This window comes from Pseudaquabacterium terrae (assembly GCF_013266755.1).
GTDB lineage: Bacteria > Pseudomonadota > Gammaproteobacteria > Burkholderiales > Burkholderiaceae_C > Pseudaquabacterium > Pseudaquabacterium terrae.
In genome coordinates, this window is the sequence record NZ_JABRWJ010000007.1 from 50391 (window position 1) to 70334 (window position 19944).

Below are 19944 nucleotides of genomic sequence, written 5' to 3' on the forward strand. Positions count from 1 at the left end.
GGGTGAGTGAAATCCGTTCAGCGCGCGCCGAAGTCGCGCACCAGCTTCAGCTTGCGCTGCAGGCTCGGTTCGGCCCGCGGGTTGGAGCCGGCTTGCTCGTACGCACGCTGCGCCAGCCGCACGAACACGTCGCCGAGGTTCTCCAGCGCGGCGAAGTAGGTCGGGTCGTAGCGAAGCGCCTGTTCGAGCAACTCGCGTGCGCGGTCGAGCTGGCCGCGCGCCGCGTGCAGCACCGCGAGGTTGTTGTACGGCTCGGGCAGATCGGGATGGTCCTGCGTCAGGCGCTCGAAGACCGTGATGGCCTCGGCTTCGCGCCGCGTCTCGGAGAGCATCACGCCGCGCAGGAAGCGCAGCTTCACGTTGCTGGCCTGCGCCACCAGGGCCTGGTCGAGCCGCTGGAAGGCCAGCGCCGTGTCGCCGCTGCGGTACAGGCGCTCGATGTCGCGCGCCACGTCCGGCCCCTCGGCGGCGTGCACGACGACAGCGGCGGACAGCGCCGCGAGCGCGGCGGCGAGGCGAGAAAGGAAGGGAAATCGGGGCATCGGATCAGGAAGCGGAACCGGCCCATCGCCGAAGGGTGCCGCGAGGCGCCGCGACGGTGCGCCGCTATACTGAATCGATTGTAAGACCCGCCGCCGCCCGGTCCACCACAGCCCCACGGCGCGACGGCTCCTCCCGCACCCACCTCTTCGAGCCGACCCGGCGCCCAAGCGCTCCAGTCGGCCGCTTGCGTCGCCAGATTCCGATGAGCCTCCGCCTGTACAACACGCTCACCCGCCGCATCGAGCCCTTCGTGCCGATCGAACCCGGCCACGTGCGGATGTACGTCTGCGGCATGACGATCTACGACCTGTGCCACATGGGGCATGCGCGGATGATGATGGCCTTCGACGTCGTCTACCGCTGGCTGCTGGCGAGCGGCTACCGCGTCACCTACGTGCGCAACATCACCGACATCGAGGACAAGATCATCAGGCGTGCGGTCGAGCGCGGCATCACGATCCGCCAGCTGACCGACGAGATGATCGCCGCGATGCGCGAGGACATCGGCGCGATCGGCATCGCCACGCCGACGCACGAACCGCGGGCGACCGAGTACGTGCCGCAGATGCTCTCACTGATCGGCACGCTCGAAGACAAGGGCCTGGCCTACCGCGCCGACAACGGCGACGTGAACTACGCGGTGCGCAAGTTTCCGGGTTACGGCAAGCTCTCGGGCAAGTCGATCGACGAGCTGCGTGCCGGCGAGCGCGTGGCGGTGGCCGACGGCAAGGACGACCCGCTCGACTTCGTGCTGTGGAAGGCCGCGAAGGCCGACGAGCCGGCCGATGCGAAATACCCCGGCCCCTACGGCGAAGGGCGTCCCGGCTGGCACATCGAGTGCTCGGCCATGTCCTGCGCCGTGCTCGGCGAGCGTTTCGACATCCACGGCGGCGGCATGGACCTGCAGTTCCCGCACCACGAGAACGAGATCGCGCAGAGTGAAGGCGCGCTCGGCAAGCCCTTCGTCAACTACTGGTTGCACAACGGCTTCCTCAATGTCGACAACGAAAAGATGTCGAAGTCGCTCGGCAACTTCTTCACCATCCGCGACGTGCTGCAGAAGTTCGACGGCGAGACGCTGCGCTTCTTCATGCTGCGCACGCACTACCGCAGCCCGTTCAACTTCAGCGACGTGAATCTCGAGGATGCACGTTCGGCGCTGCGGCGGCTCTACACGGCGCTCGACGGTGTCGACGTGCCGGCGCAGGGCCCTGCGATCGACTGGGCGCAGCCGCAGGCCGCGGCCTTCCGCACCGCGATGGACGACGACTTCAACACGCCGGCCGCCCTGGCCGTGCTGTTCGAGCTGGCCAACGAGCTGAACCGCACGCGCTCGCCGCAGACGGCCGCCTTGCTGCGCCAGCTCGCCGGCACGCTCGGCGTGCTGCAGCAGGTGCCGCGGGCCTACCTGCAGGCGGGCAGCACGCTCGACGAAGCGACGATTCAGCAGTCGATCGACGCGCGTGCCGCGGCCAAGCAGGCGAAGAACTTCGCTGAAGCCGACCGCATCCGCCGCGAGCTGGCCGAGCAGGGCATCGAGCTGAAGGATTCGCCGCAAGGCACGACCTGGTTCCGGGCCTGACCGTGCCGACGAAGAGCAGTGCAGCGGGCGTCACGCCCGACTACTGGGACGACGCCTGCCGCCACCTCGGCCGGCGCGACCGGGTGATGAAGAAGCTGATCCCGCAGTTCGGCGAAGCGCGGCTGCAAAGCCGCGGCGATGCCTTCACGACGCTGGCGCGGTCGATCGTCGGCCAGCAGATCTCGGTGAAGGCGGCGCAATCGGTGTGGGACCGCTTCGCCGCCGCCGCGGGTGGGCTGTCGACCCGGCTCTCGCCGGGCGCGGTGCTGAAGCTCGATGCGCCGGTCTTGCGCGGCGCGGGCCTGTCGGCGCGCAAGACCGAATACCTCGCGGACCTGGCGCGCCACTTCGAGGCCGGCACCGTGCACGTCAAGCTGTGGCAGCAGATGGACGACGAGGCGATCATCGAGGAGCTGGTCGCCATCCGCGGCATCGGCCGCTGGACCGCCGAGATGTTCCTGATCTTCCACCTGATGCGGCCGAACGTGCTGCCGGTCGACGACCTCGGCCTGATCAAGGGCATCAGCCAGAACTACTTCAGCGGCGAGCCGGTGTCGCGGGCCGAAGCACGCGAGGTCGGCGAGGCGTGGGCGCCGTTTCGCTCTGTAGCCACATGGTACATTTGGCGCAGCCTCGACCCCCTCCCGGTCGACTATTGACGCCCTCGAAGCCCACGCGCGCTTCGCGTCACGCCGGACCCCTCCACTCAACCTGCTGAGGCGGATGAGCAAAAGACACTTCCTCGAGTTCGAGCAGCCGATCGCCGAGCTCGAAACCAAGATCGAAGAGCTGCGCTACGTGCAGAACGAGTCGGCCGTCGACATCTCCGAAGAGATCGACCGCCTCGACAAGAAAAGCCAGCAGCTCGCGAAAGAGATCTACGCCAACCTGTCGCCCTGGCAGGTGACGCAGATCGCGCGGCACCCGCAGCGTCCCTACACGCTCGACTACGTCAACGAGATCTTCACCGACTTCCAGGAGCTGCACGGCGACCGCTCGTTCGCCGACGACGCCTCGATCGTCGGCGGCATGGCGCGCTTCAACGGGCAGCCCTGCATGGTGATCGGCCATCAGAAGGGCCGCGACACGAAGGAGCGCGGGTTGCGCAACTTCGGCATGTCGCGCCCGGAGGGCTATCGCAAGGCGCTGCGCCTGATGAAGCTGGCCGAGAAGTTCGGCCTGCCGGTGTTCACCTTCGTCGACACGCCGGGCGCCTATCCCGGCATCGGCGCCGAGGAGCGCGGCCAGTCGGAAGCCATCGGCCGCAACATCTTCGAGATGTGCCAGCTCGAGGTGCCGATCATCTCGACGATCATCGGCGAGGGCGGCTCCGGCGGCGCGCTGGCGATCTGTGTCGCCGACCAGGTGCTGATGCTGCAGTTCTCGGTCTATTCGGTGATCTCGCCGGAAGGCTGCGCCTCGATCCTGTGGAAGACCTCGGAGCGCGCGAGCGATGCCGCCGAGGCGCTGGGCATCACCGCGCATCGGCTGAAGGCGCTGGGCCTGATCGACAAGGTCGTCAGCGAGCCGGTCGGCGGCGCGCACCGTGATTCGCGCCACATGGCCTCGCAGCTCAAGCGCGCGCTGGTGGATGGCCTGCGCCAGGTCTCGGACCTGAAGGTCAAGGACCTGCTGCAGCGCCGCTACGACCGCCTGCAGGCCTACGGCCGCTACGCGGACACCAAGGAACGTTGAGCGTCTCGCCCGCCACGCTGAATGCCGCCACCGTGGCGGTGGCCTTCAGCGGCGGACGTGATTCGCTGGCCTTGCTGCACGCCACCGTGCGGGCGGCGAAGCCGCTCGGGCTGTCGGTGGTCGCCTTGCATGTGCACCACGGGCTGCAGCCGCAGGCAGGCGACTGGGTGCGCTCTGCGATTCGCTTGTGCGGGCGCTGGCAACGCCAAGGCTGGCCGGTGCGCTTGCGCTGGCATCGCCTCGTGGGTGCGCCTGCCGCGGGCGACAGCATCGAGGCCTGGGCCCGCCGCGAGCGGTATGCGGCGCTCGAGCGCATGGCGATCGAGGAGGGCGCTTCGCTGGTGCTGCTGGCGCAGCACCGTCGCGACCAGGCCGAGACGGTGCTGCTGCAGGCGCTGCGTGGCGCGGGTCCGCGTGGCCTGGCCGCTATGCCACGTCGCTTCGAGCGCGGCGGCATCGACTGGGCCAGGCCCTGGCTGAATCAGCCGCGCACGGCGATCGAGCACTACGTGCAGCGCCATCGCCTGCGCCCGATCGACGATCCTTCGAATGCCGATCCGCGGTTTGCGCGCAGCCGCCTGCGGCTCGCGCTGTGGCCGGCGCTCGAAGGCCACTTTCCGCAGGCCGAGACGGCGCTGGTAGCCGTCGCCGAGCGGGCGTGGGAAGCGGCCGCGGCGCTCGTCGAACTGGCCGAATCCGATCTGCGCGCACTCGTCGATGAACGCGGTCTCGACGTCGCCGCATGGCAGGCCTTGTCCCCAGCGCGGCGCGCGAATGCGCTGCGGCACTGGCTGGCGGGCGCGCCGGAGAGCCTCGTGCAGCGCCTGCTCGTCGAGTTGCCCGATCGCCGGCAAGGCGCGTGGCCGCTCGATGTGCAGCGTCGCCTGAGCTGCTATCGCGGTCGACTGCGTTTCGTCGAGGGCGCCCCATCGCCGCGCGAGACGCCGACGCTCGACCTGTCGACCCCCGGGATTCACGAACTGCCTCAGTGGCAGGGCGCGATTGAAGTCACCGCCGTCGCGAGCGGTGGCATCGGCGTCGACGCGCTGCGGCAGGTGAGCATCGCAGCCCGCAGCGGCGGCGAATCGTTCCAGCGCGCGCCGCGCACACCCCCGCGCAGCTTGAAGAAGCAGTACCAGCAGGCCGGCATCGCGCCCGACGAGCGCAGCGGCCCCTTGTTGTGGTCCGGCGACCGCCTGCTCTTCGTCCCCGGCCTCGGCATCGACGCTCGCGCACTCGCCGCGCCCGGCGCGCCGCAATGCGGCCTGCGCTGGCTGTTGCACCGCAGCAGCTAAAATCGCCGATTCCGCGCTCCGGGGCCGCGCGTCATCGTGCCTCGAATTTCTGTTCTCACATGGCACTGATCGTTCACAAGTACGGCGGTACTTCGATGGGCTCGCCCGAGCGCATCAAGAGCGTCGCCAAGCGCGTCGCCAAATGGGCCCGCGCAGGCCACCAGATGGTGGTCGTCCCGTCCGCGATGAGCGGCGAAACCAATCGCCTGCTCGGGCTGGCCAAGGAAGTGCAGCCGGCGACGATCGATGCCGCCGCGATGCGCGAGCTCGACATGATCGCCTCCACCGGCGAGCAGGTGTCGGTGGGCCTGCTGGCGCTGGCGCTGCAGTCCGAGGGCATGCCGGCGGTCAGCTACACCGGCTGGCAGGTGCCGGTGAAGACCGATTCGTCGTACACCAAGGCGCGCATCGAGAGCATCGACGACGCCCGCGTGCGCGCCGAACTGGCCGAGGGCAAGGTGGTCATCATCACCGGCTTCCAGGGCATCGACGACGAAGGCTCGATCACCACGCTCGGCCGCGGCGGCTCGGACACCTCGGCGGTGGCGGTGGCCGCGGCGCTGAAGGCGGCGGAGTGCCTGATCTACACCGACGTCGACGGCGTCTACACCACCGACCCGCGCGTGGTGCCGGAAGCCCAGCGGCTGCACACCATCAGCTTCGAAGAGATGCTGGAGATGGCCAGCCTGGGCTCGAAGGTGCTGCAGATCCGCTCGGTCGAATTCGCCGGCAAGTACCGCGTGCCGCTGCGCGTGCTGTCGAGCTTCACGCCGTGGGACATCAACATCGACGAAGAGGCCAAGTCCGGCACCCTGATCACCTTTGAGGAAGACGAAAAGATGGAACAAGCCGTCGTCTCGGGCATCGCGTTCAACCGCGACGAAGCCAAGTTCACCGTGGTCGGCGTGCCCGACAAGCCGGGCATCGCCTACCAGATCCTCGGCGCCGTCGCCGAGGCCAACATCGATGTCGACGTGATCGTGCAGAACATGTCGCACGACGGCCGCACCGACTTCTCGTTCACCGTGCACCGCAACGACTACCAGCGCACGCTGGACCTGCTGAAGGGCACGGTTGCGCCATCGACCGGCGCGACGCAGGTGCTCGGCGACCCGAAGATCTGCAAGGTCTCGATCGTCGGCATCGGCATGAAGAGCCACGTCGGCGTGGCGGCGAAGATGTTCCGCACGCTGAGCGAAGAGGGGATCAATATCCAGATGATCACCACCAGCGAGATCAAGACCTCGGTGGTGATCGACGAGAAGTACATGGAGCTCGCGGTGCGCGCGCTGCACAAGTCGTTCGGTCTGGATGCGGTCGACACGTCGAGCAACTGAAGTCGCGTCGGCGCGCTGCAAAACAGCGAAAACCCGCTGCTAGAATGCGCGCTGGCTTGGAGTCGTGACCGAGTGGCCGAAGGTGCTCCCCTGCTAAGGGAGTATGTGGGCAAAACCTGCATCGAGGGTTCGAATCCCTCCGACTCCGCCAGGACGATCCCTCACTGTGGTGCATCAAGGTGCAAGACAGTGAGGGATTTTTCATTTCTGGGTCGTTGATTTGAGGTTGGCCAGCGGCGGCGGCGTGGCGGTCGTGGGGGATGCCGGCGGCGGCCACGGCCTCTGCCGGCGCGCGGGTATGCTGGCCCGATGACCGACGAGAACCCTGCTGCGCCGGCCACGCCCGGCCGACACCGTATCGAAGCGACCGACGCCGCGCAAGCGCCGCCCGCTGACGCTCGTTTTCCGCGTTACTGGTGGGAAGACTTCCCCGCCGGCCATGTGCGCGACTTCGGCCACATGCCGGTGACCCGCGAGGCCGTGCTGGCTTTCGCCCGCGAGTTCGATCCGCAGCCCTTCCACCTGGACGACGCGGCCGCCGAGGCCTCGTTGTTCGGGCGCCTGGCCGCCAGCGGCTGGCACACCTGCGCGATGACGATGCGCATGATGTGCGACGACTACCTGCTGGACGCCGCCAGCCTCGGCAGCCCCGGCATCGACAGCCTGCGCTGGCTCAAGCCCGTATTCCCCGGCGACACGTTGCGCGCGCGCCTGACGGTGCTGCAGGCGCGGCCGATGAACAGCCGGCCCGGCGTCGGCCTGGTGCAGTCGCGTTGGGAGGTGTTCAACCAGCACGGCGACGCGGTGCTGTCGATGGAAGGCTGGGGCATGTTCCGCCGCCGGCCGGTCGATGCGGCCGGATCGCCTGACTAGGCGCGGAATCGGGCCGCTGTTCTCGGGTTCGGCCGGCGCCGCGGCTGGGGACACTGATCGCCTCCTGATGAGGTGCGAACATGACCCTGGCTGCTGTGACCCACGACGATGACAACCGTGTGCGCGCGCTGCGCAGCCTGCAGCTGCTGGACTCGCCGCCCGACGAGCGCTTCGACCGCATCACCCGGCTGGCGCAGGCGCTGTTCGGCACGCCGATGGCCGCCGTCACGCTGGTCGATGCCGAGCGCGTGTGGCACAAGTCCCGCATCGGCCTGAAGGATGCGGAGTCGCCGCGCGCCACCTCGTTCTGCGGCCACGTCGTGCACGATGCCCGGCCGCTGGTCGTCGAGGACGCGCTGCAGGACCCGCGCTTCCACGACAACCCGAACGTCACCGGCGATCCGCACGTGCGCTTCTACGCCGGCCACCCCGTTCACGCGATGGGGCACCTGCTGGGCTCGTTCGGTGTCGCCGACACGCAGCCGAGAGGCTTCACCGATGCCGACCGCAGCCACCTGGCCGACCTGGCGGCGCTGGTCGAGCGCGAGCTGGCGTGCGCCGAATCGGCGACCACCGATCCCTTGACCGGCCTGCTCAACCGCCGCGGCTTCGAGCTCGTCGCCAAGCAGTGCCTGAACCACATCGAGCGCGACCGCGAGGCCGCCTGCCTGCTGTCCATCGATCTCGACGGCTTCAGGCAGATCAACGATGCGCTTGGGCGCGAGCAGGGCGACGACGCGCTGCGCCAATTCGCCGGCTGCCTGACGCAGACCTTCCGCGTCTGCGATGTCGTCGCGCGGCTCGGCGGGGACGAGTTCGTGGTGCTGCTGAGCGCTGCGGGGCTGGCGGATGTGCCGCCGGCGCTGGCGCGCTTGCAGCGGCATGTGGATGGGGTGAACCGGCGGGCTGGGGTCGCGTATGGGCTGCGGTTCAGCGCTGGTTCCAGCGTGGTCATCAGCTCGGGCGCCGTGGGGTTGCGGGAGGCGCTGCAGCAGGCGGATGAGCAGCTGGTTGCAAGGAAGCGGGAGCGGGCGTAGCGCCGCCGCTGACCGTCGACAAGTCGTCGAATCGCGACAGCAAGCGCATCGAAGTACAGTGGCGCACTGCTTTCCGGCAGGAAGTCTAGTGAGCATTCGACGCGTCAAGCCGTGGCGTCACCCGGCCGAGCAGCGCTACCGGCTGCGCGGCTGGCGGCGCTGGCTGATGTGGTGGATGTTCGCGCCGCTGCTGTTCGGCGGGCTGTGGCTGGCGGGCAGCGCCGAGGCGGGCGCGGGTGCAGCCGGGGCGGTGCTGCTGCTCGTCGCCGGCACGGCGCTGGCCGGCTGGGAATGGGTCTGGCGCCGCACGACGCTCGAGCTGTCCGCCGCCGGGCTGCGCCTGCGCCAGGTCGGCTACACCCTCGAAACACCGTGGAGCAACGTGGCCGGCTTCCATGCCGAGCGCATGCACGAAGGCTTCGTGCTCGCGCAGCCGCTCGACACGCCCAGCGCGCGGCGGCTGGGCTTCTTCAGCGGCCTGTCCGGCCTGCACGATGGCGAGCAGGCCGGCTGGATCGCCGAGTGCCGCTTCATCCCGATCGAGGCTTTCGCCTGGCACCTGCGCAAAGGCACCTTGGTGGCCGATGTGTCGGCACGGGCGCCGCATCTCGCGGCGGCGATGAGCGCGGTGAATGCGCCGGCGCCGCCCGCGCCCCCGCCGGCGCCGGCACAGCGTCGTCGGGCCCTGGCGCTGGGGCTGTTCGTCGCTGCGGTCATCGTGCTGAGCGCAGTGCTCGGCTGGACGCAGCCCGCCGGGCTGAACCGCGTGCTCCAGATCGCCTATGCGGTGGTGGCCCCGCTGGTGGCGCTGCAGGCGGGCATCGGCACGTGGCAATTCGCCCGCGGGCGGCATTGGGGCATGGCGCTGTTGATGGCGGCGGTCACGCTGATGGCGCTGGGCTGGTGCGCGGTGGCCTGGCAGGCGGTGGGATAGGGTCGGCGTCGGACCGAGCTTGTCCAGACAAGCCGGCGCGGGCGTCGCGTCGGCGACGACGGCCCAGCCTGGGAACTGCTTCAATCGGCGCATTCCACGACGAAAGGGCCGCGATGTTCGCCAACCACTCGACGAAGACGCAGGAACTGCTGCAGCGCCTGGGCGCGTTCTTCGACCAGCACATCTATCCGAACGAAGGCCGCCACCACGCCGAGCTCGACGCATACCGGCGCGCCGGCAATCCCTGGCAGGTGCTGCCGCTGATCGACGAGCTGAAGGTCGTCGCACGCGCGGCCGGCCTGTGGAACATGTTCCTGCCGCACGCCTACAAGGGGCAGGGCGGGATCTCGAACCTGGACTACGCACCGCTGTGCGAGTTGATGGGACGGGTGTCGTGGTCCTCCGAGGTCTTCAACTGCTCGGCGCCCGACACCGGCAACATGGAAACGCTGGAGCGCTACGCCACCGATGCGCAGAAGCAGCGCTGGCTCGAACCGCTGCTCGACGGGCAGATCCGCTCCGGCTTCCTGATGACCGAGCCGGCGGTCGCGTCCTCGGACGCCACCAACATCCAGTGCAGCATCCGGCGCGAGGGTGACGAATACGTCATCAACGGCCGCAAGTGGTTCAGCTCCGGCGCGGGCAACCCGCGCTGCGCGATCTTCATCGTCATGGGCAAGACCGACGCCGACGCGCCGCGCCATGCGCAGCAGTCGATGGTGCTGGTGCCGCGCGATGCCAAGGGCGTCACCGTGCTGCGCCCGCTGACCGTCTTCGGCTACGACGACGCGCCGCACGGCCACATGGAGGTGGTGCTGGACAACGTGCGCGTGCCGGTCGACAACATCCTGCTGGGCGAAGGCCGCGGCTTCGAGATCGCCCAGGGCCGGCTCGGGCCGGGCCGCATCCACCACTGCATGCGATCGATCGGTGCCGCCGAACGCGCGCTGGAGATGATGGTCGACCGGCTGCAGGCGCGCGTGGCCTTCGGCAAGCCGCTGGCGGAGCAGTCGATCTGGCATGAGCGCATCGCCGAGTCGCGCTGCATGATCGACCAGGCGCGCCTGCTGACCTTGAATGCGGCGCACATGATGGACACCGTCGGCAACAAGGCCGCGAAGGCCGAGATCGCGATGATCAAGGTCGTCGCGCCCAACATGTCGTGCAAGGTGGTCGACTGGGCCATCCAGGCGCATGGCGCCGCCGGCGTCAGCCAGGACTTCTGGCTCGCCGAAGCCTACGCGCACCAGCGCACGGTGCGCATCGTCGACGGTCCGGACGAAGTGCACCGCAACGCGATCGCGAAGATCGAGCTGGCCAAGCGCGCGGCGACCCGACGCTAGCGGGGCAGGGGCGGGTCGCGCGGCCGCCGCGGACCCGTGTGGCACCATCCCCTTCGATGCCCACGCCTGCTGCGCTCGCGCCCCTGCACAACCCGGTGTTCCGTGGGCTGTGGTTCGCCTGGCTCGCGGCGAACCTGACGATGTGGATGAACGACGTCGCGGCCGCGTGGCTGATGACGTCGCTGACGACCAACCCGGTGATGGTCGCGCTGGTGCAGACGGCGTCGACGCTGCCGGTGTTCCTGCTCGGCATTCCGAGCGGCGCGATGTCCGACATCGTCGACCGGCGGCGCTACTTCGCGTCGACGCAGCTGTGGGTGCTGTTCGTCGCGCTGCTGCTGGCGCTGCTGTCGATCCTCGGCGCATTGAACGCGCCCTTGCTGCTCGCATTGACGGCGCTCAACGGCATCGGCCTCGCGATGCGCTGGCCGGTGTTCGCGGCGATCGTGCCGCAGGTCGTCGAACGCGAGCATCTGTCGGCGGCGCTGGCGCTCAACGGCATCTCGATGAACCTGTCGCGCGTGATCGGTCCGGTGGTCGCCGGTGCGCTGATCTCGCTGGTCAACCCGGCAGCGGTCTTCGTGCTCAATGCGCTGCTCGCCGCCGTCGCGATGCTGATGATCCTGCGCTGGCGCTCGGTGCAGGAGACCAGCCCGCTGCCCGGCGAGCGCTTCGTCGGCGCGATGCGCGCGGGCCTGGCGTTCACGATGCAGTCGCCGCGGCTGAAGGTCGTGCTGCTGCGCATCTTCGTGTTCTTCGTGCAGGCCTATGGGCTGGTCGCGCTGCTGCCCTTGGTGGCGCGGCAGCTGCACGGCGGCGGGCCGGCGACGTTCACGGTGATGCTGTCCTGCGTCGGCGGTGGCGCGATCGCCGCGGCGCTGTTCTTCCCGAACCTGCGCGCGCGTTTCAGCCGCGATCAGTTCATCCTCTACGGCACCCTCGTGCATGCCGCCTTCAGCGTGCTGATCGTCGTTGTGCCCGAGATCTGGGTGGCGCTGCCGGCGATGGTCATCGTCGGCATGGCGTGGATCTCGGTGGCCAACTCGCTGACGCTGTCGGCGCAGATGGCGCTGCCGGACTGGATTCGCGCGCGCGGCATGTCGATCTACCAGACCGCGCTGATGGGCGGCTCGGCCGCCGGCGCCTTGTTGTGGGGCCAGGTGGCCGACTGGACCAGCGTGCGCACCAGCGTGATCGCGGCGGCCGTCTTCGGCGTGGTGGCCTTGCTGCTGACGCTGCGGCTGCGCATCGAGAACGGGCCGGAGCTCGACTTCACGCCGGTGCCCACGCGCACGCTGCCCGAGCCGGCGGTGCCGATCGCGCCGCACGAAGGGCCGGTGATGGTGACGCTGGAGTACGTCATCGATCCGGCGCGCGCGGCCGAATTCGCCCAGGTGATGCAGGCCACGCGGCGCGCGCGGCTGCGCCAGGGCGCGCTGTCGTGGGGCCTGTTCCGCGACTCGGCGGAGGCCGGCCGCTACATCGAGTACTTCGTCGACGAGAACTGGGTCGAGCACCAGCGGCGGCTGGTGCGCTTCAGCGCCTCGGACGCGGCGCTGCGCGCGCAACGGCTCGAATTCCACCTCGGGCCGGAGCCGCCGCTGCTGCGCCGCTACATCGCCGAGACGCTGGACACGCGCACCGAGAGTGCCGATTGAGAATCCACGCGTGAACCTCAAGCAGCTCGAATACTTCGTGCACGTGGCCGAGCTCGGCAGCTTCAGCAAGGCCGCGCTGGTGCTGAACATCGCGCAGCCGGCGCTGAGCCGGCAGGTGCGTGCGCTGGAGACCGACCTGCGCGAGACGCTGCTGCTGCGCAACGGCCGCGGCGTCGTGCTGACCGAAGCGGGCCGGCGCCTCTTCGAGCATGGCATCTCGATCCTGCAGGCGGTGGCGCAGGCGCGCGAGGACATGGGCGCGTCGCGCGACGCGCCGGTCGGGCACATCAGCGTCGGCGTGCCGCCCACGATCGGCCGCCAGCTGACGCTGCCGCTGATCGACGCCTTCAAGCGCAAGCTGCCCGGCGCACGGCTGGCGATCGTCGAAGGGCTGTCGGCGCACATCGTCGAATGGATCATCACCGGCCGCGTCGACGTCGGCCTGCTCTACAACCCCGAGGCGCAGCCGTCGCTGGAGATCACGCCGGTGCTCGACGAGCCCCTGTGCCTGGTGGCGCGCGCCAGCACGGCCGATGCGGTGCGCGGCCCGCTGCCGATGCGCGAGCTGGCCCGGCTGCCGCTGATCATGCCGGAGCGCTCGCACGTGATCCGGCGGCTGCTCGAGACGCAGGCGGCACTGATCGGGCTGAAGCTGGAGATCGCCTGGGAGGTCTCGAGCATCGCCGCGATCATCGACCTGGTCTGCGCCGGTTATGGCCACGCGGTGCTCACCGCCAGTGCCGTCGCTGCCAGCGGGCGCGCTGACGAGCTGGTCGCCCGGCCGCTGAGCGATCCGCCGCTGACCAGCGTGCTGTGCCTGGCCGTTTCCGCGCACAAGCGGCCGAGCCCGTTGATGCGGCAGACGATCAAGCTGCTGGCCGAGCTCGCGCGCAGCCTGCCGCAGGGTACCGCCGCGCATTCCCAGCCCGGCTGACTCATTGCATCCTGCGATGGCCTGGCGGCAGCGGCCATGCCGCGCTGCGATAACTGCTATGGGAGCCAACGCCTAGTGCGGCGGGGGTCCGGCGCCCAGAATCGCGGCCCATGCAAGACCCCCTCCGCGGCATTTCTTCGATGGCCACCCGTCAGGTGCTGGCCGAGCTGACTGCCGCGTTCGCGCAGCGTGGCGGCGAGCCGGTGGCGATCGAATCGGTCGGTGGCGTGGACGCGGCCAAGCGCGTGCAGGGTGGCGAGCCGTTCGATCTGGTCGTGCTGGCATCGAACGCCATCGATGCGCTGATCGCTGCCGGCTGCCTCGTCGACGGCAGCAAGGTCGACCTGGTGCATTCGGGCGTCGCGATCGCGGTTCGAGCCGGTGCGGCGCAGCCCGACGTGACCTCGGAAGACGCCGTGCGGCAGGCCGTGCTCGCGGCGCGCAGCCTCAGCTACTCCACCGGCCCCAGCGGCGTGCACCTGGCGCGGCTGTTCGAGCGCTGGGGCATCGCCGACCTGATCCGCGACCGCATCGTCCAGGCGCCGCCCGGCGTGCCCGTCGGCACGCTGGTCGCGAACGGCGAGGTCGAGCTGGGCTTCCAGCAGCTGAGCGAGCTGATGCACCTCGGCGGCATCACCGTGCTCGGGCCGCTGCCGCCTGAGATCCAGGTCTTGACGACGTTCTCCGCCGGCATCGGCGCCAGCTCGCACCGCGCGGATGCCGTGCGGCGCCTGCTTCACTTCATGGCGTCCGCGGATGCCGCAGACACCAAACGCCGCCACGGCATGGAGCCGGCGTGAAGACCCCCAGAGGAGCCATCCGATGATCATCGACGTCCACGGCCACTACACGACGGCGCCCAAGGCGCTCGAAGCCTGGCGCAACCGGCAGATCGCCGGCATCACCGATCCGGCGCTGAGGCCTTCGGTCGCCGAGCTGAAGATCAGCGACGACGAGCTGCGCGAAACGATCGAGACCAACCAGCTCGCGAAGATGCGCGAGCGCGGCAGCGACCTGACGATCTTCAGCCCGCGCGCCAGCTTCATGGCGCACCACATCGGCGACTTCGAGGTGTCGTCGACCTGGGCGGCGATCTGCAACGAGCTCTGTTACCGCGTCAGCCAGCTGTTCCCCGACCACTTCATCGGCGCTGCGATGCTGCCGCAGTCGCCCGGCGTCGATCCGAAGACCTGCATCCCCGAGCTCGAGAAATGCGTCAAGGACTACGGCTTCGTCGGCATCAACCTGAACCCCGATCCGTCGGGCGGGCACTGGACCTCGCCGCCGCTGAGCGACCGCCAGTGGTACCCGATCTACGAAAAGATGGTCGAGCTGGACATCCCCGCGATGATCCACGTCTCGACCAGCTGCAATGCCTGCTTCCACACCACCGGTGCGCACTACCTGAATGCCGACACGACGGCATTCATGCAGTGCCTGACCTCGGACCTGTTCAAGGACTTCCCGACGCTGAAGTTCCTGATCCCTCACGGCGGCGGCGCGGTGCCCTACCACTGGGGCCGCTTCCGCGGCCTGGCGCAGGAGCTGAAGAAACCGCTGCTGCAGGAGCACCTGCTGAAGAACATCTTCTTCGACACCTGCGTCTACCACCAGCCCGGCATCGACCTGCTGACGACGGTGATCCCGGTCGACAACATCCTGTTCGCCAGCGAAATGATCGGCGCGGTGCGCGGCATCGACCCCGAGACCGGCCACTACTACGACGACACCAAGCGCTACATCGAGGCCTCGACGATCCTCAGTGCCGAAGACAAGCACAAGGTCTACGAAGGCAATGCGCGCCGCGTGTTCCCGCGCCTCGATGCGGCGCTCAAAGCCAAGGGGATCTGAGATGTACGAACTGGGTGTCGTGAAGCGCAACATCGTGCGCGCCGACCGCGCGGCGGCCGACGAGCTGGCCCGCTTCGGCTCGGCCACGGTGCACGAGGCGATGGGCCGCGTCGGCCTGCTCAAGCCCTACATGCGGCCGATCTACGCCGGCGCACGCATCTCCGGCACGGCAGTGACGGTGCTGCTGCAGCCGGGCGACAACTGGATGATGCACGTCGCCGCCGAGCAGATCCGCGACGGCGACATCGTCATCGCCGCGGTCACGGCCGAGTGCTTCGACGGTTATTTCGGCGACCTGCTGGCAACGTCCTTCAAGGCCCAGGGCGCACGCGGCCTGGTGATCGACGCCGGCGTGCGCGACGTGCGCGACCTGACCGAGATGGGCTTCCCGGTGTGGAGCCGGGCCATCAGCAGCAAGGGCACGATCAAGGCGACGCTCGGCTCGGTCAACGTGCCGCTGGTCTGCGCCGGCGCACTGGTGCACCCGGGCGACGTGATCGTCGCCGACGACGATGGCGTCGTGATCGTGCCGGCGGCGATGGCGATTGCCACCGCCGAGGCTGCCGCCAAGCGCGAGGCGAACGAGGCCGACAAGCGCGCGAAGCTCGCCTCCGGCGTGCTCGGCCTGGACATGTACAAGATGCGCGAGCCGCTGGAAAAAGCCGGCCTGCGCTACATCGATTGACGACGTCGTTGGAGACAAAACACGTGAAGCTGCTGAAGTCCCTTGTTGCGTTCGGCCTGACGGCTGCCGCGCTGCTCGCCACCCCGCTCGCGCAGGCGCAGGAGTTCCCGACCAAGCCGGTGCGCATCATCACCCCGTTCCCGGCCGGTGCCGGCCCCGAGGCTGTTCTGCGCATCCTGGCCGAGAAGCTGCAGAAGGCCTGGGGCAAGCCGGTGATCGTCGAGAACCGCCCCGGTGCCAACGGCTTCATCGCGATCGACGCCTGGAAGCGCGCGGCGACCGATGGCCACGAGCTGATCCAGCTCGACAACGTGCACCTGTCGGCTTATCCGCACCTGTTCAAGAAGCTGCCTTACGACCCGGTCAAGGACTTCGATCCGCTGCTGCCGCTGTTCCGCGCCTACTTCTTCGTCGCGGTCGGTGCCGACAGCAAGTACAAGACGGTCGGCGACATCCTGGCCGAGGCCAAGGCCAAGCCGGGTGCGCTGAACTACGGCTCGTGGTCGGTCGGCAACCCTGTGCACCTGGGCTCGGCGCTGCTCGAATCGATGACCAATACGCAGATGCAGCACGTGATCTACAAGGAGACGTCGATGCTGTACACCGGCGTGGCCAACGGCGAGCTGAACTTCGCGCTCGGCACGATGGCCACCGCCGGGCCGCTGCAGCGCGGCGGCAAGCTGAAGTTCATCGGCGTCACCGCGCCGAAGCGCCATGCGGCGTTCCCGGACGTGCCGACCGTCGCCGAGTCCGGTGGCCCCGCCGGCTACGAGGTCACCGGCTGGACGACGATCGCCGCGCCCAAGGGCCTGCCGAGGGCGGTCGCCGACAAGATCCAGCGCGACATCGAGAAGGCGCTGTCCGAGCCGGACATTAAGGAGCGCTACGCGACCTTCGGCTACGAGACCTTTCCGGCGACGCGCGAGCAGTTCAACACCTTCATCCAGAGCGAGTCGGCGCGTTATGCCGACGTGGTCAAGCGGGCCAAGGCCTCGCTCGACTGACATGCCAACGCCGGGGGACATCGACATGAGCTTTCAGAAGACCGCCGGCTGGCTCGACTGGTACGCCGGTCCGGCCAAGCCGACCTTCATCGTGCCGCCGGGCAGCGTCGATGCGCATTGCCACGTCTTCGGCCCGGGCGCCGAGTTCCCGTTCGCGCCGGAGCGCAAGTACACGCCGTGCGACGCGTCGAAGCAGCAGCTGTTCGCGCTGCGCGATCAGCTCGGCTTTGCACGCAATGTGATCGTCCAGGCCACCTGCCACGGCGCCGACAACCGCGCGATGGCCGATGCCTGCCGCGCGTCCGAGGGCAAGGCGCGCGGCATTGCCACCGTCAGGCGCAGCGTCAGCGACGACGAGCTGCAAGCGCTGCACGACGCCGGCGTGCGCGGCGTGCGCTTCAACTTCGTCAAGCGGCTGGTCGACTTCACGCCGAAGGACGAGCTGCTGGAGATCGCCGGCCGCATCGCGAAGCTCGGCTGGCACGTCGTTATCTATTTCGAGGCGCAGGACCTGCCCGAGCTGTGGGACTTCTTCACCGCGCTGCCGACGACGATCGTCGTCGACCACATGGGTCGGCCCGACGTGACCAAGCCCATCGACGGGCCGGAGTTCGAGCTGTTCGTGAAGTTCATGCGCGAGCATCCGAACGTCTGGAGCAAGGTCAGCTGCCCGGAGCGGCTGTCGGTGGCCGGTCCGCCGGCGCTGAACGGCGAGCAGGCCGCCTACCGCGATGTCGTGCCCTTCGCGCGCCGCATCGTCGAGACCTTTCCCGACCGCGTGTTGTGGGGCACCGACTGGCCGCATCCGAACCTGAAGGACCACATGCCCGACGACGGCCTGCTGGTCGACTTCATCCCGCACATCGCGACGACGCCCGAGCTGCAGAAGAAGCTGCTGGTGACGAACCCGATGCGGCTGTACTGGCCCGAGGAGGTCTGAGCATGTCGCTGAACAAACCCTATCTGGATGTGCCCGGCACGACCATCTTCGATGCCGAGATGTCGCGCCTGGGCTACCACCTGAACCAGTTCTGCATGTCGCTGATGAAGGCGCCGAACCGCGAGCGCTTCAAGGCCGACGAGCGCGCCTACCTCGACGAGTGGCCGATGACCGAGCAGCAGAAGCAGGCGGTGCTGGCGCGTGATCTCAACCGCTGCATCGAGCTCGGCGGCAACATCTACTTCCTCGCCAAGATCGGCGCCACCGACGGCAAGAGCTTCCAGTACATGGCAGCGACGATGACCGGCATGTCGCAGGAAGAGTACGCCGCGATGATGCTGGCCGGCGGCCGCCCGGCCGCGGGCAACCGCTTCATCGGCGAGCAGGTCGCATCGAAAAACACCAAGGAGGGCAGCTGATGGCCCGCATCACCGCGAGCGTCTACACCTCGCACGTGCCGGCGATCGGCGCCGCACTCGATCTCGGCAAGACGGCCGACCCGTATTGGCAACCCCTCTTCAAGGGCTACGAGCCGTCGAAGCAGTGGATGCGCGACAACAAGCCGGACGTGATCTTCCTGGTCTACAACGACCACGCCAGCGCCTTCAGCCTGGAGATGATCCCGACCTTCGCGATCGGCTGCGCGGAGCAGTTCAACCCGGCCGACGAGGGCTGGGGACCGCGCCCAGTGCCCAAAGTGATCGGCCATCCGCAGCTCGCGTCGCACATTGCGCAATCGGTGATCCAGGATGATTTCGATCTGACCATCGTCAACAGGATGGACGTCGACCATGGGCTCACGGTGCCGCTGTCGCTGATGTGCGGGCAACCCGACGCCTGGCCCTGCCCGGTGATCCCGTTTGCCGTCAACGTCGTTCAGTACCCGGTGCCGTCGGGGCGGCGCTGCTGGCTGCTCGGCCAGGCGATCCGCAAGGCGATCGAGTCCTACGACGAGGACTTGAACGTGCACATCTGGGGCACCGGCGGCATGAGCCACCAGCTGCAAGGTCCGCGTGCCGGCCTGATCAACCGCGAGTTCGACAACGCGTTCCTCGACCGGCTGATCGCTGATCCTGCCGGCCAAGCCGCGGTGCCGCACATCGACTACGTGCGTGAAGCGGGCAGTGAAGGTATCGAGCTCGTGATGTGGCTGATTGCGCGCGGCGCGATGGCCGAAGGGCGGGCGCCGAAAGTGGTGCACCGCTTCTACCATGTGCCGGCGTCGAACACCGCCGTCGGTCACCTGATCCTGGAGAACACCTGATGACGACAACGAAGACGATCAAGGTGGCGCTCGCCGGCGCCGGCGCGTTCGGCATCAAGCACCTCGACGCGATCAAGCTGATCGACGGCGTCGAGGTGGTCTCGCTGGTCAGCCGCGAGCTCGACAAGACGAAGGAAGTCGCCGCCAAGTACGGCATCGGGCATTGCACCACCGAGCTCGCCGACAGCCTGGCGCTGCCCGAGGTCGATGCGGTGATCCTGTGCACGCCGACGCAGATGCACGCGGCTCAGGCGATCGCCTGCCTGAAGGCGGGCAAGCACGTTCAGGTGGAGATCCCGCTGGCCGACAGCTGGAAGGATGCGCAGGCGGTCGTCGAGCTGCAGAAGAAGACCGGGCTGGTGGCGATGTGCGGCCACACGCGGCGCTTCAATCCGAGCCACCAGTGGGTGCACCGGAAGATCGCCGCCGGTGAGCTCCAGCTGCAGCAGATGGACGTGCAGACCTACTTCTTCCGCCGCACCAACATGAACGCGCTAGGCCAGCCGCGCAGCTGGACCGACCACCTGCTGTGGCACCACGCGGCGCACACGGTCGATCTGTTCGCCTACCAGACCGGCGGCACGATCGTGCAGGCCAATGCGGTCCAGGGGCCGATCCATCCCGCGCTCGGCATCGCGATGGACATGTCGATCCAGCTGAAGAGCTCGACCGGCGCGATCTGCACGCTGTCTTTGAGCTTCAACAACGACGGACCGATCGGCACCTTCTTCCGCTACATCGGCGACACCGGCACGTACATTGCGCGTTATGACGATCTGGTCGACGGCAAGGATCAGAAGATCGACGTCTCCAAGGTCGATGTGTCGATGAACGGCATTGAGTTGCAGGACCGCGAGCTCTTCGCCGCGATCCGCGAGGGGCGCGAGCCGAACGCCAGCGTCGCGCAGGTGCTGCCGTGCTACCAGGTGCTGCACCGGCTCGAGGAACAGCTCCAGAGCGCTTGACCGG

Annotated in this window: 20 protein-coding genes and 1 tRNA gene; 20 read left to right on the plus strand and 1 reads right to left on the minus strand. The window is 68.6% G+C overall.

Translation table 11 applies throughout. From position 1 onward, the window contains the following. Positions 1 to 17 precede the first annotated feature (17 nt). Positions 18 to 542 (minus strand): tetratricopeptide repeat protein, encoded by a 525-nt coding sequence (locus tag HLB44_RS22330; RefSeq protein ID WP_173127307.1) that lies wholly within the window; start codon positions 540 to 542, stop codon positions 18 to 20. Between the two features lie 203 nt (positions 543 to 745). On the opposite strand from HLB44_RS22330, the gene cysS reads away from it, so the two are divergent. The 20 genes from cysS (at position 746) to HLB44_RS22430 (ending at position 19940) form a co-directional block, all read left to right on the plus strand. Then, a complete protein-coding gene (gene cysS, locus HLB44_RS22335; protein WP_173127310.1) occupies positions 746 to 2125 on the plus strand; it encodes a cysteine--tRNA ligase in 1380 nt (459 codons plus the stop codon). Positions 2126 to 2127: 2 nt separating this feature from the next. After that, positions 2128 to 2784 (plus strand): DNA-3-methyladenine glycosylase family protein, encoded by a 657-nt coding sequence (locus tag HLB44_RS22340; RefSeq protein WP_343051474.1) that lies wholly within the window; start codon positions 2128 to 2130, stop codon positions 2782 to 2784. A gap of 64 nt (positions 2785 to 2848) precedes the next feature. After that, complete coding sequence (locus HLB44_RS22345; RefSeq protein WP_173127313.1) at positions 2849 to 3820, plus strand: acetyl-CoA carboxylase carboxyltransferase subunit alpha; 972 nt, start codon at positions 2849 to 2851, stop codon at positions 3818 to 3820. Next, the gene (tilS, locus tag HLB44_RS22350) at positions 3817 to 5115 is read left to right on the plus strand and encodes a tRNA lysidine(34) synthetase TilS (RefSeq protein ID WP_246312412.1); all 1299 of its coding nucleotides are present in this window, start codon (positions 3817 to 3819) and stop codon (positions 5113 to 5115) included. Before HLB44_RS22345 ends, tilS begins: the two co-directional genes overlap by 4 nt. A gap of 59 nt (positions 5116 to 5174) precedes the next feature. Beyond that, a complete protein-coding gene (locus HLB44_RS22355) occupies positions 5175 to 6452 on the plus strand; it encodes an aspartate kinase (RefSeq protein ID WP_173127316.1) in 1278 nt (425 codons plus the stop codon). Positions 6453 to 6510: 58 nt separating this feature from the next. Beyond that, positions 6511 to 6603: transfer RNA gene (locus tag HLB44_RS22360), tRNA-Ser, on the plus strand. Positions 6604 to 6911: 308 nt separating this feature from the next. Beyond that, entirely contained in the window at positions 6912 to 7325 is a 414-nt protein-coding gene (locus HLB44_RS22365) for a MaoC family dehydratase (protein WP_246312434.1), read from the plus strand. 80 nt (positions 7326 to 7405) lie between these two features. Next, a complete protein-coding gene (locus HLB44_RS22370; protein ID WP_173127322.1) occupies positions 7406 to 8362 on the plus strand; it encodes a GGDEF domain-containing protein in 957 nt (318 codons plus the stop codon). An 88-nt stretch (positions 8363 to 8450) separates the two neighbouring features. Further along, positions 8451 to 9296 (plus strand): hypothetical protein, encoded by an 846-nt coding sequence (locus tag HLB44_RS22375; protein WP_173127325.1) that lies wholly within the window; start codon positions 8451 to 8453, stop codon positions 9294 to 9296. 113 nt (positions 9297 to 9409) lie between these two features. Then, a complete protein-coding gene (locus HLB44_RS22380) occupies positions 9410 to 10639 on the plus strand; it encodes an acyl-CoA dehydrogenase family protein (RefSeq protein WP_173127328.1) in 1230 nt (409 codons plus the stop codon). A gap of 56 nt (positions 10640 to 10695) precedes the next feature. Continuing rightward, on the plus strand, positions 10696 to 12297 hold the full coding sequence (locus HLB44_RS22385; RefSeq protein ID WP_173127331.1) for an MFS transporter: 1602 nt from the start codon (positions 10696 to 10698) through the stop codon (positions 12295 to 12297). 10 nt (positions 12298 to 12307) lie between these two features. Beyond that, entirely contained in the window at positions 12308 to 13231 is a 924-nt protein-coding gene (locus HLB44_RS22390; RefSeq protein ID WP_173127335.1) for a LysR substrate-binding domain-containing protein, read from the plus strand. A 110-nt stretch (positions 13232 to 13341) separates the two neighbouring features. Next, positions 13342 to 14031 carry a substrate-binding domain-containing protein gene (locus HLB44_RS22395; RefSeq protein WP_173127338.1) on the plus strand — a complete coding sequence of 230 codons (690 nt, stop codon included), beginning with the start codon at positions 13342 to 13344 and terminating at the stop codon, positions 14029 to 14031. Between the two features lie 22 nt (positions 14032 to 14053). Beyond that, positions 14054 to 15082, plus strand: a complete 1029-nt coding sequence (locus HLB44_RS22400) for an amidohydrolase family protein (protein WP_173127341.1) — start codon at positions 14054 to 14056, stop codon at positions 15080 to 15082. Position 15083: 1 nt separating this feature from the next. Next, on the plus strand, positions 15084 to 15767 hold the full coding sequence (gene ligK, locus HLB44_RS22405) for a 4-carboxy-4-hydroxy-2-oxoadipate aldolase/oxaloacetate decarboxylase (RefSeq protein ID WP_173127344.1): 684 nt from the start codon (positions 15084 to 15086) through the stop codon (positions 15765 to 15767). Between the two features lie 29 nt (positions 15768 to 15796). After that, complete coding sequence (locus tag HLB44_RS22410; RefSeq protein WP_246312435.1) at positions 15797 to 16771, plus strand: Bug family tripartite tricarboxylate transporter substrate binding protein; 975 nt, start codon at positions 15797 to 15799, stop codon at positions 16769 to 16771. 25 nt (positions 16772 to 16796) lie between these two features. Further along, complete coding sequence (locus HLB44_RS22415) at positions 16797 to 17711, plus strand: amidohydrolase family protein (protein WP_173127350.1); 915 nt, start codon at positions 16797 to 16799, stop codon at positions 17709 to 17711. A gap of 2 nt (positions 17712 to 17713) precedes the next feature. Continuing rightward, the gene (gene ligA / locus HLB44_RS22420) at positions 17714 to 18130 is read left to right on the plus strand and encodes a protocatechuate 4,5-dioxygenase subunit alpha (protein ID WP_173127353.1); all 417 of its coding nucleotides are present in this window, start codon (positions 17714 to 17716) and stop codon (positions 18128 to 18130) included. Then, a complete protein-coding gene (locus HLB44_RS22425) occupies positions 18130 to 18975 on the plus strand; it encodes a class III extradiol dioxygenase subunit beta (protein ID WP_173127356.1) in 846 nt (281 codons plus the stop codon). Before ligA ends, HLB44_RS22425 begins: the two co-directional genes overlap by 1 nt. Next, the gene (locus HLB44_RS22430) at positions 18975 to 19940 is read left to right on the plus strand and encodes a Gfo/Idh/MocA family oxidoreductase (RefSeq protein ID WP_173127359.1); all 966 of its coding nucleotides are present in this window, start codon (positions 18975 to 18977) and stop codon (positions 19938 to 19940) included. Before HLB44_RS22425 ends, HLB44_RS22430 begins: the two co-directional genes overlap by 1 nt. Positions 19941 to 19944 lie beyond the last annotated feature (4 nt).

Excerpts from the sequence above, each read along its gene's own strand:
- HLB44_RS22355 (WP_173127316.1), top strand. The coding sequence starts at position 5,175 with ATGGCACTGATCGTTCACAAGTACGGCGGTACTTCGATGGGCTCGCCC.
- ligA (WP_173127353.1), top strand. The coding sequence starts at position 17,714 with ATGTCGCTGAACAAACCCTATCTGGATGTGCCCGGCACGACCATCTTC.
- HLB44_RS22400 (WP_173127341.1), top strand. The coding sequence starts at position 14,054 with ATGATCATCGACGTCCACGGCCACTACACGACGGCGCCCAAGGCGCTC.
- HLB44_RS22380 (WP_173127328.1), top strand. The coding sequence starts at position 9,410 with ATGTTCGCCAACCACTCGACGAAGACGCAGGAACTGCTGCAGCGCCTG.
- HLB44_RS22370 (WP_173127322.1), top strand. The coding sequence starts at position 7,406 with ATGACCCTGGCTGCTGTGACCCACGACGATGACAACCGTGTGCGCGCG.
- HLB44_RS22385 (WP_173127331.1), top strand. The coding sequence starts at position 10,696 with ATGCCCACGCCTGCTGCGCTCGCGCCCCTGCACAACCCGGTGTTCCGT.
- HLB44_RS22330 (WP_173127307.1), bottom strand. The coding sequence starts at position 542 with ATGCCCCGATTTCCCTTCCTTTCTCGCCTCGCCGCCGCGCTCGCGGCG.
- cysS (WP_173127310.1), top strand. The coding sequence starts at position 746 with ATGAGCCTCCGCCTGTACAACACGCTCACCCGCCGCATCGAGCCCTTC.
- ligK (WP_173127344.1), top strand. The coding sequence starts at position 15,084 with ATGTACGAACTGGGTGTCGTGAAGCGCAACATCGTGCGCGCCGACCGC.
- HLB44_RS22345 (WP_173127313.1), top strand. The coding sequence starts at position 2,849 with ATGAGCAAAAGACACTTCCTCGAGTTCGAGCAGCCGATCGCCGAGCTC.
- HLB44_RS22395 (WP_173127338.1), top strand. The coding sequence starts at position 13,342 with ATGCAAGACCCCCTCCGCGGCATTTCTTCGATGGCCACCCGTCAGGTG.
- HLB44_RS22365 (WP_246312434.1), top strand. The coding sequence starts at position 6,912 with ATGCCGGTGACCCGCGAGGCCGTGCTGGCTTTCGCCCGCGAGTTCGAT.
- HLB44_RS22425 (WP_173127356.1), top strand. The coding sequence starts at position 18,130 with ATGGCCCGCATCACCGCGAGCGTCTACACCTCGCACGTGCCGGCGATC.
- HLB44_RS22415 (WP_173127350.1), top strand. The coding sequence starts at position 16,797 with ATGAGCTTTCAGAAGACCGCCGGCTGGCTCGACTGGTACGCCGGTCCG.
- HLB44_RS22430 (WP_173127359.1), top strand. The coding sequence starts at position 18,975 with ATGACGACAACGAAGACGATCAAGGTGGCGCTCGCCGGCGCCGGCGCG.